At 65.1% G+C, this 14,225-nt stretch carries 14 protein-coding genes; 11 read left to right on the top strand and 3 right to left on the bottom strand.

From position 1 onward, the window contains the following. Nucleotides 1-41 precede the first annotated feature (41 nt). The 4 genes from CAL22_RS08405 to CAL22_RS08420 are packed head-to-tail and all read left to right on the top strand — an operon-like array spanning nt 42 to nt 3,491. Nucleotides 42-893, top strand: a complete 852-nt coding sequence (locus CAL22_RS08405) for a branched-chain amino acid ABC transporter permease (RefSeq protein ID WP_432264300.1) — start codon at nt 42-44, stop codon at nt 891-893. Next, nucleotides 890-1,966 (top strand): ABC transporter permease subunit, encoded by a 1,077-nt coding sequence (locus tag CAL22_RS08410; protein WP_094812169.1) that lies wholly within the window; start codon nt 890-892, stop codon nt 1,964-1,966. Before CAL22_RS08405 ends, CAL22_RS08410 begins: the two co-directional genes overlap by 4 nt. Then, entirely contained in the window at nt 1,963-2,769 is an 807-nt protein-coding gene (locus CAL22_RS08415; protein ID WP_094812171.1) for an ABC transporter ATP-binding protein, read from the top strand. The genes CAL22_RS08410 and CAL22_RS08415 overlap by 4 nt, the downstream gene beginning before the upstream one ends. Beyond that, nucleotides 2,766-3,491, top strand: coding sequence for an ABC transporter ATP-binding protein (locus CAL22_RS08420; RefSeq protein WP_094812173.1), 726 nt, complete (start codon nt 2,766-2,768; stop codon nt 3,489-3,491). The genes CAL22_RS08415 and CAL22_RS08420 overlap by 4 nt, the downstream gene beginning before the upstream one ends. On the opposite strand, the gene CAL22_RS08425 is transcribed toward CAL22_RS08420, so the two are convergent. Beyond that, on the bottom strand, nt 3,488-4,783 hold the full coding sequence (locus CAL22_RS08425) for an MFS transporter (protein ID WP_094812175.1): 1,296 nt from the start codon (nt 4,781-4,783) through the stop codon (nt 3,488-3,490). The two genes, CAL22_RS08420 and CAL22_RS08425, sit on opposite strands and share 4 nt — an antisense overlap. Nucleotides 4,784-4,866: 83 nt before the next feature. Between CAL22_RS08425 and CAL22_RS08430 the strand changes: the two genes are divergently transcribed. Further along, the gene (locus CAL22_RS08430) at nt 4,867-5,472 is read left to right on the top strand and encodes a TetR/AcrR family transcriptional regulator (RefSeq protein WP_094812177.1); all 606 of its coding nucleotides are present in this window, start codon (nt 4,867-4,869) and stop codon (nt 5,470-5,472) included. Between the two features lie 86 nt (nt 5,473-5,558). On the opposite strand, the gene amt is transcribed toward CAL22_RS08430, so the two are convergent. Further along, a complete protein-coding gene (amt, locus tag CAL22_RS08435; RefSeq protein WP_094812179.1) occupies nt 5,559-6,797 on the bottom strand; it encodes an ammonium transporter in 1,239 nt (412 codons plus the stop codon). A gap of 47 nt (nt 6,798-6,844) precedes the next feature. Continuing rightward, nucleotides 6,845-7,183, bottom strand: a complete 339-nt coding sequence (locus CAL22_RS08440) for a P-II family nitrogen regulator (RefSeq protein ID WP_094812181.1) — start codon at nt 7,181-7,183, stop codon at nt 6,845-6,847. A gap of 682 nt (nt 7,184-7,865) precedes the next feature. On the opposite strand from CAL22_RS08440, the gene CAL22_RS08450 reads away from it, so the two are divergent. The 6 genes from CAL22_RS08450 to pheT all read left to right on the top strand — a co-directional run bounded on the left by CAL22_RS08450 (nt 7,866) and on the right by pheT (nt 14,222). Then, nucleotides 7,866-8,129 (top strand): accessory factor UbiK family protein, encoded by a 264-nt coding sequence (locus CAL22_RS08450; protein WP_094812183.1) that lies wholly within the window; start codon nt 7,866-7,868, stop codon nt 8,127-8,129. Nucleotides 8,130-8,233: 104 nt separating this feature from the next. Beyond that, the gene (locus tag CAL22_RS08455) at nt 8,234-9,736 is read left to right on the top strand and encodes a YifB family Mg chelatase-like AAA ATPase (RefSeq protein ID WP_094812185.1); all 1,503 of its coding nucleotides are present in this window, start codon (nt 8,234-8,236) and stop codon (nt 9,734-9,736) included. Nucleotides 9,737-10,123: 387 nt separating this feature from the next. Then, nucleotides 10,124-10,321, top strand: coding sequence for a 50S ribosomal protein L35 (gene rpmI, locus CAL22_RS08460; RefSeq protein WP_005012868.1), 198 nt, complete (start codon nt 10,124-10,126; stop codon nt 10,319-10,321). Between the two features lie 15 nt (nt 10,322-10,336). Beyond that, nucleotides 10,337-10,696: a 50S ribosomal protein L20 gene (rplT, locus tag CAL22_RS08465; RefSeq protein ID WP_012417735.1), complete on the top strand. Its 360-nt coding sequence runs from the start codon at nt 10,337-10,339 to the stop codon at nt 10,694-10,696. A 73-nt stretch (nt 10,697-10,769) separates the two neighbouring features. Further along, a complete protein-coding gene (gene pheS, locus CAL22_RS08470; RefSeq protein ID WP_094812187.1) occupies nt 10,770-11,792 on the top strand; it encodes a phenylalanine--tRNA ligase subunit alpha in 1,023 nt (340 codons plus the stop codon). A gap of 12 nt (nt 11,793-11,804) precedes the next feature. Further along, nucleotides 11,805-14,222 (top strand): phenylalanine--tRNA ligase subunit beta, encoded by a 2,418-nt coding sequence (pheT, locus tag CAL22_RS08475; protein ID WP_094812189.1) that lies wholly within the window; start codon nt 11,805-11,807, stop codon nt 14,220-14,222. The last annotated feature ends 3 nt before the right edge of the window (nt 14,223-14,225 follow it).

Genomic DNA, 14,225 nt, shown 5'->3' on the forward strand with positions numbered 1-14,225 from the left:
CACTGGGCAGCGTCTATGCGCTGGTCGCGCTGGGCTACACGATGGTGTACGGCATCATTGGCCTGATCAACTTCGCCCACGGCGATGTCGTCATGATCGGCGCGATGACGGCCACCATGATCGCCGCCTCCCTGGTTGGCGCCGATGCCAATACGTCGGCTTTCGCGGTGCTGGGCCTGGGCCTGCTGGTGGCCGTGCCGCTGTGCATGGCGGTAGGCTGGACCGCCGAGCGCGTGGCCTACCGGCCGCTGCGCCGCGCCCCGCGCCTGGCGGCGCTCATCACCGCCATCGGCGTGTCCATCATCCTGCAGAACCTGGCCATGATGGTCTGGGGCCGCAACTACCTCAATTTTCCGCAGATCCTGACGCCCCAGGTGCTGGATGTGCTGGGCGCGCGCATCAGCACGCTGCAGATCGCTATCGTGGTGATCGCCGCGGCGATCATGGGGGCTTTGCTCCTGGTGGTGCACAAGACCCGGCTGGGCACGGCCATGCGGGCCACGGCGCAGAATCGCGAAGTCGCCGGCCTGATGGGGGTGAACATCAATACCGTGATCTCCGCTGCCTTTCTCATCGGTTCGGCGCTGGCCGCCGTTGCCGGCATGATGGTCACGACCTACTACGGCGTGTCGCAGTACACCATGGGATTCATGCTGGGCCTGAAGGCCTTCACCGCGGCGGTGCTGGGCGGTATCGGCAACCTGGTGGGCGCCATGTTGGGCGGCTTGCTGCTCGGTGTGATCGAGGCCCTGGGTTCGGGCTATATCGGCGATCTGACGGGCGGCTTTCTGGGCAGCCACTACCAGGATGTATTCGCTTTCGTGGTGTTGGTCCTGGTGTTGATTTTCCGTCCCTCGGGTCTGCTGGGCGAACGGGTGGGAGACCGCGCATGAGCACCAGAAAGATTCCGCTTTCGACCTTGCTGGGCATCGTGCTGATCGGTGTGGTGCTGGCCGTGCTGCCTTTCGTGCTGGGCATGGCCGGGCAGAGCTGGGTCCGCATTCTCAATTTTGCGCTGCTCTATGTGATGCTGGCCTTGGGCCTGAATATCGTGGTGGGCTTTGCCGGCTTGCTGGATCTGGGCTATATCGCGTTTTATGCGGTGGGCGCTTATACCTGGGCGTTGCTGGCCTCGCCGCATTTCGGGCTGCATCTGCCGTTCTGGGCCATCCTGCCCATCGCGCTGCTGCTGGCCTGCATTTTCGGTGTGTTGCTGGGTGCTCCCACCTTGAAGCTGCGCGGCGACTATCTGGCCATCGTCACGCTGGGTTTCGGCGAGATCATCCGGATTTTCCTGAACAATCTGAACGCGCCGATCAACATCACCAATGGGCCGCAGGGCATCAACCGCATCGACCCCTTCAAAATCGGGGATTTCAATTTCGGGCGCACGGAAACCTTGCTGGGTCTGCGCATCACCGGGCCAGAAAAGTACTACTACCTGCTGGTCCTGCTGACGCTGATCATCGTGCTGGTGTGCGCGCGCCTGCAAAATTCGCGCATCGGCCGGGCCTGGGAAGCCATCCGCGAGGACGAAATCGCCGCCAAGGCCATGGGCATCAACACGCGCAACATCAAGTTGCTGGCCTTCGCAATGGGGGCGTCTTTTGGCGGTGTGGCCGGCGCGCTCTTCGCGTCGATGCAGGGTTTCGTCAGCCCCGAGAGTTTCAGCCTTACCGAGTCCATCTCCGTGCTGTGCATGGTGGTTCTGGGAGGGATGGGCAACATCCCGGGCGTCATCCTCGGGGCCATCATTCTGGCGGCCTTGCCCGAGTTCCTGCGCGCGGTGGTCGAGCCCGCGCAGAATTTCCTGTTCGGTTCGGTGGTGCTGGATCCGGAGGGCATACGCATGCTGCTGTTCGGCCTGGCCATGGTGTGCGTGATGCTGTTCCGCCCGGCCGGTTTGTGGCCGTCTGCGGTGCGCAAGCGTGAGCTGGCCGCCACTGGCCGGGGAGGTGCCGCATGAGCAAGCTGCTGCAAGCACAGGGTCTGGGCAAGCGTTTTGGCGGCTTGCGCGCGTTGACCGACGTCAGTTTCGATATCGAAGAAGGCGAGATCTACGGCCTGATCGGGCCGAACGGGGCGGGCAAGACCACCTTGTTCAACGTGTTGACCGGCCTGTACGTGCCCGAAGAAGGGCGCTGCGATTTCAACGGCTTGTCCATCGTGGGCAGCAAGCCTCATCAGGTGGCGCAAGCCGGTCTGGCGCGGACGTTTCAAAACATCCGGCTCTTTGCCAATCTGAGCGCCATCGAAAACGTCATGATAGGTCGGCATGCGCGCACGCGCGCCGGCGTGCTCGGGGCCGTGCTGCGCTCGCGTGCGCAGCGCGCCGAAGAGGCCGCGATCGAGCAGCGGGCGCAAGAATTGCTCGATTACGTCGGCATCGGGCATCGGGGCAATGATCTGGCCCGCTCGTTGCCGTACGGAGATCAGCGCCGGCTGGAAATCGCCCGGGCGCTGGCGACCGAACCCAAGCTGCTGGCGCTCGATGAACCGGCGGCAGGCATGAATGCCTCGGAGACCGTGGTGCTGCGCCAGTTGATCGAGAAGATCCGCGCCGACGGTATTACGGTGCTGCTCATCGAGCATGATATGAAGCTGGTCATGGGCTTGTGCGACCGGGTGCTCGTGCTCGAGTACGGCAAGGTCTTGTCCATGGGGCGGCCGGCCGAGGTGCAGCGCGACCCCAAGGTCATCGAAGCCTATCTGGGCGCGGGCGCCGCCCAGGATCCCCTGTTGCATCTTTCGACGGAGCAGCCTTCATGACGCAGGCCTTGCTTGAATTACGCGGCCTGGAAGTGGCCTATGGCGGCATCCGTGCCGTGCGCGGTATTGATTTGCGAGTGGACACCGGCGAACTGGTGTGCCTGATCGGCGCCAACGGGGCCGGCAAAAGCACCACCTTGCGCGCCATTTGCGGCCTTGTGCCTCCCGCGGCCGGCGAGATCCACTACGACGGGCAGCCGATCAACGGCGCGCGGTCCTTTGAACTGGTGCGGCGCGGTCTGGTGATGGTTCCGGAAGGCCGGGGGATCTTCGGTCAATTGACCATCGAAGAAAACCTCGCCATGGGCGCCTACGTCCGGCGCGACACGCAGCAGATCCGCGAGGATACGGAGCGCGTGTTCACGCTGTTTCCGCGCCTGGCCGAGCGTCGCCGCCAGGCGGCGGGCACGCTGTCGGGCGGTGAGCAGCAGATGGTGGCCATGGGACGCGCCATGATTGCGCGGCCCAAGCTGCTCCTGCTGGATGAACCCTCCATGGGTCTGGCGCCGCTGATGGTCGACAAAGTGTTCGAGGTGGTGCGCAGCATCGCCGCGCAAGGCGTGACCATTCTGCTTATCGAGCAGAATGCGCGCCTGGCGCTGGAGCATGCCGATCGCGGCTATGTGATGGAGTCAGGCGAGATCACGCTGACCGGCCCGGCGCGCGGCATGCTGGACGATCCCAAGGTGCGGGCGGCCTATCTCGGCGAAGTGCACGACTAGGCCTGGGCTTGCTGCAGGGGCGGCACGGCCGGCTTGCGATGGATGCGCAGCGCGATTACCGCTGCGGCCAGGCCGGTCGAACCCGCCAGCACGAAGGCCAGCATATAGCTGCCCGATATCTCGCGCACCGCGCCGCCCATCCAGGCCGCGGCGGCCGCACCGAGTTGATGGCCGGCCACGATCCAGCCGAAGACCACGGGGGCGTCGCGTTCTCCAAAGGCTTCGGTGGTCAGGCGCAGCGTGGGCGGCACGGTGGCGATCCAGTCCAGCCCGAAGAAGATGGCGAAGATGGACAGGCTGTAGAACGAGAAGTCGGAATAGGGCAGGTACATCAGAGACAGGCCGCGTAGCGCGTAGTAGACGAAGAGCAGCTTGCGCGGGTCGTAGCGGTCGGTCAGCCAGCCTGAGGCCGTGGTGCCGACCAGATCGAAAATCCCCATGAGCGCCAGCAGGCCCGCGGCCTGCACTTCGGCGATACCGTGGTCGCCGCACAGCGAGATGAGGTGGGTGCCCACCAGGCCATTGGTCGTAAAGCCGCAGACGAAGAACGTGGCAAACAGATACCAGAACGCCCGGGTGCGGCGAGCCCGGTTCAGCGCGCCGAAGGTCTGCGTCAGCAGTCCGGTGCGCGGGGTGGCCGGGGACAGGGCCGCATGCGGGTCGGCGCCGTACGGATGCAGGCCGACACTGGCTGGTCTGTCAGGCACCAGCCACCAGGCAAAAGGCACGATCAGGGCGGCGCCCAGCGCCACGGCCCAGACCACGCGCGTCCAGTCGCCGGATGCGGCCAGCGCGGCGAGAACCGGCAGGAAAAGCAGATTGCCGGTAGCGGTGCTGGCGGTGAGCAAGCCCATCATCAAGCCGCGACGCGTGGCGAACCAGCGGTTGACGACGGTGGCGCCCAACACCACGGCAACGGCGCCGCTGGCCAGACCGGAGAACAGCCCCCAGGTCAGCAGCAAATGCCAGGATTCGGTCATGAACGCGCTGGCCGCGCTGGAGGCCGACATCACGACCAGCGCCGTGATCAACACCCGGCGCAGTCCAAACCGCTCCATGGCGGCGGCCGCGAAGGGGCCGGCCAGCCCATACAGAAAGATGCCCAATGCGGCCGCCGCGGAGATCGTGGCGCGGCTCCAGCCGAAGTGCGCCTGCAGGGGCGTGAGCAAGACGCTAGGTGTGGAACGCAGGCCGGCGGAAATCAGCAGCGCAAAGAAGATGACGGTCACCACCACGAAAGCGTAGTTCTGGCCCATGCGCTGGAAGGGGCGGGGAAGGCGGGCTATACTCATGTTACTGACCGGTACGTACGAGATGGCTGGATAGTACGTACCGGTCAGTAACATCGTCAAGTTTTTTCTCTGACGGAGGATAGATGAACACCTCGATCGCGCCCGCAGGCAAAGGCAAATCGGCCGCCGACCGCATCCGCGAGACGGCTCGCAAGCTCTTTTACCGCGAAGGCATACGGGCGGTGGGCGTGGATGCGATCGTGCAGGAAGCGGGTGTCACCAAGCCGTCTTTGTATCGTGCGTTTTCGTCCAAGGACGAGTTGGCGGCGACCTATCTGCGCGATTACGAAGCCGAGTTCTGGAAGCGGTTCGAGACCGGCCTGGCCGCGCACCCCGATGACCCGCGCGCGCAACTGATGGTGTTTCTCGATATCGTCGCTCAGCGCATCGCTCAGGCGCCGGAATATCGCGGCTGTGGGTTGAGCAATGCCGTTGTGGAGTATCCCGATAGCCAGCATCCCGCCCGGCGCGTGGCGGTGGCGCACAAGCGAGTGCTGCATCAGCGCTTGCAGGAGATGGCGCGTGGGATGGGCGCGCGGGACCCGCAGGCGTTGGGTGACGCGTTGATGCTGTTGCTCGAAGGCGCGTTCGTGAGCGCGCAACTGTTTCCCGACAAGGATGGCCCGGCACGCAGTCTGGCCGCGGCGGCGCGCCAAATGATCGACGCCAGTCTGGCCAACCCGCCCTGATCGCCATGGCGCGCAAATAACAAAGCGGCGTCCGAGGACGCCGCTTTTCGTTTCGCCCAGCCGGCTGAGCCGGCTGGGCGGGCAGATCAGCTATGGTAGGCCGATTCGCCGTGGCTGGTGACATCCAGCCCTTCACGTTCCTGATCTTCCGGCACTCGCAGACCGAACACACCGTTGGCGATCTTGTAGGCGATGAAGGCGACGATGCCGGACCAGACGATGGTCAGCAACACGCTTTCAAGCTGAACCCACACTTGGCCCAGAATGAGCGAGGTGCTGTCCAGGCCCGGGCCGCCGAGTGCCTTGGCATTGAACACGCCGGTCAACAGGGCACCAATGATGCCGCCCACGCCATGCACACCGAACACGTCCAGGGCATCATCGGCACGCAACATGCGCTTCAGACCATTGACGCCCCAGACGCAGATCACGCCGGCCACGATGCCGATGATGAAGGCGCCCATGGGGCCGACCAGACCCGCGGCCGGGGTGATGCCGACCAGACCCGCGACCGCGCCGGAGGCTGCGCCCAGAACGGAAGGCTTGCCTTTGATCGACCATTCGGTGGCGACCCAGGCCAGGACAGCGGCGGCCGTGGCGATCATGGTGTTGAAGAAGGCCAGGGTAGCGGCTTCGTTAGCGGCCAGGGCCGAACCGGCGTTGAACCCGAACCAGCCCACCCACAGCAGCATGGCGCCGGTATAGGTCATGGGCAGGTTGTGCGGTTGCATCGCTTCGCGGCCGTAGCCCACGCGCTTGCCGATCACATAGGCGCCGACCAGGCCAGCCACGCCGGCGTTGATGTGCACCACCGTGCCGCCTGCGAAATCGAGGGCGCCGTGCGCGTTGAGCAGGCCGGGGGCCGTTTCAGAGGCGAACCACACCATGTGCGCGATGGGGATGTAGGCGAACGTGAACCAGATCACGGTAAACAGAAGCACCGCCGAGAAACGCGCGCGCTCGGCGAAGCTGCCGACGATCAGCGCGCAGGTGATGCCCGCGAACGTGGCTTGGAAGGAAGCGAACAGCAGCTCGGTCAGCGTGGCCGACATGGCGTATTTACCATCGACGGCGTTGAACATGCCGGAGAAGAATGCCCGCGACAAGCCGCCGAAGAAGGCATTGCCTTCGGTGAAGGCCAAGGAGTAGCCATAGATGAACCACAACACCACGGCCAGCACGAAGGTGCAGAGCACTTGCATGAGGACCGACAGCACGTTCTTGCTGCGCACCAGGCCGCCGTAGAACAGCGCCAGGCCCGGCACGGCCATCATCAGCACGAGCAGGGTCGATACCAGCAACCAGGAGATATCCGCTTTATCCATTTTTCATGGCTCCAATAGGGTCTTGATTCTTTTTCTTGCGTTCGTGCTCAGAGGGCTGCTTCGCCGGCCTCGCCAGTGCGGATGCGAATGACTTGCTCCAGCGGGGCGGTGAAGATTTTTCCGTCACCGATCTTGCCGGTGCGAGCCGCTTGTTCGATGGCTTCGACGACCTGATCGACGAGGTGATCGGGCACTGCGGCTTCAACCCGCAGCTTGGGCAGAAAATCGACGGCGTATTCCGCGCCGCGGTAGAGCTCGGTGTGACCTTTCTGGCGTCCGAAGCCCTTGACTTCAGTGACCGTCAGACCCTGGACACCGATGCCGGACAGCGCCACCCGCACTTCGTCCAGCTTGAATGGCTTGATGATGGCGATGACAAGTTTCATGGCTTATTCCTCTCTTGGTTGCACGTGGGCATCGGGTATCAAGCAAGTTCCGTGCCATGTTTTTCTGCCCGGACTTGAGCCGGCCGGCGGGCTTGGGCGGGCACCGGCTTCGGGCATGCGCACCATCGTGGTGCATAAGATCGGGCATCGCGCATCAATACAGTGCGCAAGCTTTGCGCACCATAAGTGGCGCGCCTGCCAGCCGGGCTGGCCCACGAAGGACGCGGAGATGTAGCAAATTGCTGAAAACCGGGCGGCCGTTGGCGCGGGAAACAGGGCCGGGGCGGGGCGGCCGGGAGAGGGCGCCAGGGCGGGTTTACCTGGGGGCGGGGGGCGCGGCGCCGGTGTTGGGCCGTCTGCGGTCCGCCTTCCTGGCCGGAGCGGGCTCAGGCATGCTTTGTCATGTTTGAAACGCCGGATTACAGCTGGCGGCTTGTTGCATGGCAGCCGCTAATGAAGAATCAATTCAGGGTGGGCTCTGCAACGGTTCGCCCCAGCGTGGAAGCCGCGGCAATCGGTCTTCGCGCTGTCATGTGGGCTGGCCTAGGGCGGCTGGCCCGGAATCGCTTCCCGGCGATTCCGTTTTTCTCCTGTGCTTTGAAAGGCGGCACCGTCTCCGGGCCGCTTTTTTTTCGCCCGGAGGTCTTACACTCTCGGTATCACTGTTTCAAGCGAGGGCACTATGAACCGCACCCAATGGATGGAAGACCTGCAGAAGAATGTGTCGGGCCTCATCGCCCGCAGCCCCGCGGCCGATGTGGAGCGCAATGTGCGCGCCATGCTGACCCAGGGTTTTGCCCGGCTCGACCTCATTACCCGGGAAGAGTTCGACGTGCAGACCGAATTGCTGGCGCGGGCGCGCACCCGCATCGATCAGCTCTCGGCGCAACTGCAGCAACTGGAAGCCCGGGTCAACGCCATGTCCAGCGAAGCGCCGCGCGAGTAAGCGGCGCGGCGAGCTTGCGGTAAGCCGCAAGGGGCAGGGCGGTCGCCGGTGGTGCCGGCGGCGCTGCGCGCACGGCAGACTGGCGCTTTTTACCGGTTCGCATCATGACGCTTGCCATGCTCAGCAGTCGCGCGCTCGCCGGCCTGCAGACACCGCCCGTGCGTGTCGAGGCCCATTTGGGGGCGGGTTTGCCCGCCTTCAGCATCGTCGGTCTGCCTGACCTGGAAGTGCGCGAGAGCCGTGAGCGGGTACGGGCCGCCATCGTCAATAGCGGGTTCGAGTTTCCGGCCGGCCGGGTGACGATCAATCTGTCGCCGGGCGACCTGCCCAAAGCCTCCTCGCGTTTCGATCTGCCGATCGCCGTCTGCATCCTCTTGGCCTCGGGGCAGGTCGTGGCGGCGGCGCCGACCGACCGGCTGGTGCTGGCCGGCGAACTGTCATTGTCCGGGGCGCTGGTGCCGGTCGCCGATCCGCTGGCGCTGGCCTTGGGCGTGGCCGGCGAGGCCGAGGCCAGCGTGCTCATCCTGCCCGAAGAGAGTGCGGCGCAGGCCGCCCGCGTGCCGGGGCTGCAGGTCCTGGCCGCCCGAGGGCTGGCCGAGGTGGCCGCGCATCTGTCGGGGCTGGCTTGCCTGCCGCCGGCGCAAGCTGCGGCCAGGCCGCCGATCACGGCCGGGCCTTGCCTGTCCGATGTCCGGGGGCAGCCGGCCGCCCGCCGCGCGCTCGAGATCGCGGCCGCCGGCGGGCACAGTCTGTTGATGTGCGGGCCGCCAGGCGCCGGCAAGAGCATGCTGGCGCAGCGCTTGCCAGGGCTGCTGCCCGAACTGGATGACGCGGCCGCCCTGGAGGCCGCGGCGATCGCCCGGTTGGCGGGATTGCCGGATCCGCCGTTCGGGCTGCCGCCGTTTCGCGCGCCGCACCACGGGGCCACCCCCGCCGCGCTGGTCGGGGGTGGGTCGCCGCCTCGGCCGGGCGAGATCTCGTTGGCGCATCAAGGCGTGCTGTTCCTCGATGAGTTGCCCGAGTTTGAGCGCCGCGCCTTGCAGGCCTTGCGCGAACCCATGGAGTCCGGCGAAGTCAGCCTCTCGCGGGCTTGCGCGCGCCTGAGCTTTCCGGCGCGCTTTCAATTGGTGGCGGCCATGAATCCCTGCCCCTGCGGCTGGCGCGGGCATCCGGTCAGAGCGTGCCGTTGCTCGCCGCAGCAGGTCACCCGCTACGCGGAGCGTATCGGCGGCCCCTTGCGCGACCGCATCGATCTGCATCTGTGGTTGCCGCCCGTGGAGCCGGACTGCCTGAGCGGCCCGCCCGGCGAGGCCTCGCCGGCCGTGCGCGAACGGGTGCGGGTCTGCCGGCAGCGGCAATGGGCGCGCCAAGGCTGCAGCAACGCGCGGCTGCAGGGCGCGCAACTGGCCGGGCACGCCGATCTGGACGAGGCCGTGGGGACCTGGTTCGCGCAGGCCATGCGGCGCCTGGGCGGGTCGGCCCGCGCCAGTCATCGGGTATTGCGGGTGGCGCGCACGGTGGCCGACCTGGCGGGGGAGGTCCGGATAGGGCGCCCTCATCTGGCCGAGGCGCTGCAGTTTCGGGATGCGGGCCGGCCCGGCGCATGAATCTGGGGCCGCATCCCACCCGCCCGGCGCACGGTTTGTCGCGCTTTTGCCTTAAGTTTCGGATAAGCGGCTCGACAAGTCTTAGGAAATCGCCATATAATCAAAGGCTTTCCGGCATTTGCCTTATCCGTATAGTTTGCGCTTGCCCTCTGGCGCCCCTAGCGGGCTGAAAGATCGGGTGGCATGGCGCGACGAAATCCGGTGGAACTGAAGCCTTGTGCGGTTAAACGCGCAGGCTTGGCGGATGTGATGTTTTACCCGCAGCGCGACGGGCGCTTGCCGGAGAAAAAAGAAGTGGCGCAGGTTTACCAAGCGTTGGGCCGGGTCCTCTTGGGCGGCTCGAACACCTGTGGTCATGTATATCAACAAACTGTTTTAGGAATCATCATGCCCAAGATGAAGACCAAGAAAAGCGCGGCTAAGCGCTTTCAGGTCCGCGGCAGCGGCTCCATCAAGCGCGGTCAGGCGTTCAAGCGTCACATCCTGACCAAGAAGACCACCAAGAACAAGCGCCAACTGCGCGGTTCGGCTGCGGTCCATGAAACCAACATCGCCTCCGTCAAGGCGATGATGCCTTTCGCTTGATAAGGGAGATCTACTATGCCTCGCGTTAAACGTGGCGTTACCGCCCGTGCCCGTCACAAGAAAGTCATTGCCGCCGCCAAGGGTTACCGTGGCCGCCGTGGCAATGTATTCCGCATTGCCAAGCAAGCGGTCATGCGTGCTGGTCAGTACGCCTACCGCGACCGCCGCAACAAGAAGCGTACCTTCCGCGCTCTGTGGATCACCCGTATCAACGCCGCCGTGCGTGAACAGGGTCTGAGCTACAGCGTGTTCATCGCCGGTCTGAAGAAGGCTGCGATCGAACTCGACCGCAAGGTGCTGGCCGATCTGGCCGTGCGCGACAAGGCCGGCTTTGCCGCCATCGTGCAACAAGCCAAGGCTGCGTTGGCTGCCTGATCGCGTTCATTCATCGCGGATCGCTGCAAACGGGGCTCGATGGGCCCCGTTTGCGTTTTGAAGGCTAATTCTCATGACTCTACCGGTTGACGACCTGGTTTCCCAGGCGCAAGAACGCTTCGCCGCTGCGACCGACGCGGCCGCGCTGGAAAACGCCAAAGCGCGTTTTCTGGGCAAAGAGGGCGCGCTGACCGTGCTGCTCAAGGCCCTGGCGCAACTCGATCCTGCCGCCAAGCGCGAAGCCGGCGCCCGTATCAATCAGGCCAAGCAAAAGGTCGAGGAGCTGCTCAATGCTCGCCGTGCGGAACTCGCGCAGGCTGAGCTGGACGCCCGCCTTGCCTCGGAAACCATCGATGTCACGCTGCCTGGCCGTGGCCGAGCCTCGGGCGGGATTCATCCGGTGATCCGCACCTGGGAACGCGTCGAAGCCATCTTCCGTTCCATCGGCTTCGATGTGGCCGACGGCCCCGAGGTCGAAAACGACTGGACCAATTTCACCGCGCTGAACAATCCTCTGGACCATCCGGCGCGGTCCATGCAAGACACCTTCTACGTCGACATGCAGGACGCCGACGGCCTGCCGCTGTTGCTGCGCACGCACACCAGCCCCATGCAAGTGCGCTATGCGCGCATGCACAAGCCGCCCATCAAGGTGATCGCCCCGGGCCGCACCTATCGGGTCGACAGCGACGCCACGCACTCTCCCATGTTTCATCAGGTCGAGGGTTTGTGGATCGCCGAGGATATTTCCTTTGCCGACCTCAAGGGCGTGTACACCGACTTCCTGCGCTGCTTCTTCGAAAGTGACGATCTGGTCGTGCGCTTCCGGCCGTCGTTCTTCCCGTTCACGGAACCGTCGGCCGAAATCGACATGATGTTCACCTCCGGCCCGAACCGCGGCCGCTGGCTGGAGATCTCGGGCTCGGGCCAGGTGCATCCGCAAGTGGTGCGCAATTTCGGCCTTGATCCCGAACGCTACATCGGTTTTGCCTTTGGCTCCGGCCTGGAGCGCCTGACCATGCTGCGCTATGGCGTCAATGACCTGCGCCAGTTCTACGAAGGCGATTTGCGCTTCCTGCGCCAGTTCAACGAATAAATACGGCTGATCATGCAATTTTCCGAATCCTGGCTGCGTACGCTGGTCAATCCGGCCATCGGCACCGAAGAACTCGCGCATCAGCTCACCATGGCGGGGCTGGAAGTCGAAGATACTCATCCCGCCGCGCCAGCCTTCAGTGGCGTGGTCGTGGCGCGCATCGCCGAGATCGCGCCGCACCCCGACGCCGACAAGCTGCGCGTGTGCAAGGTCGATGATGGCAGCGGTGAGCTGTTGCAGATCGTCTGCGGCGCGCCCAACGCGGCCGCCGGTCTGGTGGTGCCCTTGGCCCGCGTGGGCGCGGAACTGCCTGGCGGCATGAAGATCGGCGTGGCCAAAATGCGCGGCGTGACCTCGTCGGGCATGCTGTGCTCGGCGCGCGAATTGGGCCTGTCCCCGGATCATGGCGGCCTGCTGGAGTTGTCCGCCGATGCCAAGCCGGGCACCGACATTCGCCAGGCCCTGGATCTGGACGACACGCTGTTCGAGCTCAAGCTCACGCCCAATCGCGCCGATTGCCTGTCGATTCTCGGCGTAGCGCGCGAAGTCGCCGCCCTGACGGGTGCGCCGCTGACCTTGCCGCAGGCGCAGGCCGCTGCCGTCACCATCGACGATCGCCTGGCCGTGCATGTCGAGGCGCCCGATCTGTGCGGGCGGTTTGCCGGTCGCGTGATCCGGGGCGTGAATGCCCGCGCCGCCACGCCTGACTGGATGAAGACGCGCCTGGAGCGCGCCGGCCAACGTTCGGTGTCGGCGCTGGTCGATATCTCCAACTATGTGATGCTCGAAGTCGGCCGTCCCTCGCATGTCTTCGACCTGGACAAAATCCAGGGGGATCTGACGGTGCGCTGGGCCCGCCCAGGCGAACGCCTGGAGCTGCTGAGCGGCGCGCACGTCGAACTGGACGACAAGGTGGGTGTCATCACTGCCGGGTCCATCGTCGAGAGCCTGGCCGGCATCATGGGCGGCGAAGCCACGGCGGTCACGCTGGATACGCGCAACATCTATCTCGAAGCCGCCTTCTGGTGGCCGGGCGCCATTGCCGGCCGCGCGCGCCGCTATAAGTTCAGCTCCGAGGCCAGCCACCGTTTCGAGCGTGGCGTGGACTATGGCAGCATCCCCGAGCATATCGAGCTGATTACCGCGCTCATTCTGGACATCTGCGGCGGCCAGGCAGGCCCGGTCGACGATCAGATCGTCAATCTGCCGAAGCGCGAACCGGTGCGTATGCGTCTGGCGCGCTGCCATCGCGTCCTTGGCGTGCCCGTCTCGCAAGAAGACGTCGCGCAGATTTTCAACCGTCTCGGCCTCGCGTTCACCACCGAGGGCGAAGATTTCATCGTCACGCCGCCGTCGTATCGCTTCGATCTCGAGATCGAAGAAGATCTCATCGAAGAAGTGGCGCGCATCTATGGCTTTGAGCGCATCCCGAGCGTGCCGCCGGTGGCGCGCGCCAAGATGCATGCCCAACCCGAAGTCCGCCACGGCGAGCACGCCATGCGCCGTGCAGTGGCTGCGCGCGACTATCAGGAAGTGGTCAATTACAGTTTCGTGCAGGCCGAGTGGGAGCGCGATTACGCCGGAAATGATCATCCTGTGCGGCTGCTCAATCCCATCGCCAGCCATCTGTCGGTGATGCGTTCCAGCCTGATCGCCGGTCTGGTGGCCATCGTGCGGCACAACGCCAACCGCAAACAGCCGCGCGTGCGCCTGTTCGAGTTGGGTCGGGTGTTCCTGCGCGATGCGCAGTTGGCCGACGGCCCGCTCGAAGTGGCCGGCATACGCCAGCCGCTGAAACTGGCTGGCGTGGCTTGGGGCCCCGCCAACGAGGAGCAGTGGGGCGAGCCCGTGCGCCAGGTGGATTTCTTTGACGTCAAAATGGACGTTGAAGCGCTGTTCGGCAAGCGGGCCAGCGCATTGCGTTTCGTGGCTGACCGGCATCCGGCCATGCATCCAGGCCGCGCGGCCCGCATCGAGTTGGCCGGCCAGCAGGTGGGCTGGGTGGGTGAGCTGCATCCTCAATGGACGCGCCAGGCGGATCTGGCCCACGCGCCCGTTGTGTTTGAGCTCGACGTGCAGGCGCTGTCGCAAGGCGAGTTGCCGGTCGTGCGCGAACTGTCGCGTCAGCCCGTCGTGCAGCGCGATCTGGCGCTGTGGGTCGATGAGTCGGTGTCGCTGCAAGCCATGCTGGATACGATGGCTGAGCTGATCAAATCCGATGCGCAATTGGCCGTGGTGCAGGACATCCAGCTCTTTGACGTATGGCGCGACAAACCCCATGCGGGCCAGGCGGCCGCCGAGAAAAGCCTTGCTTTCCGCTTCTGGCTCCAGGACACTGCGGTTACATTGGATGAGGCGCGAGTCGCCGAGTGCATCAATCGCATCAAGGATGCCCTGGTCAGCGCGCATGGCGCGCGTCAACGGGTTTGATCA

It is taken from the genome of Bordetella genomosp. 12 (genome assembly GCF_002261355.1).
Classification (GTDB): domain Bacteria; phylum Pseudomonadota; class Gammaproteobacteria; order Burkholderiales; family Burkholderiaceae_B; genus Bordetella.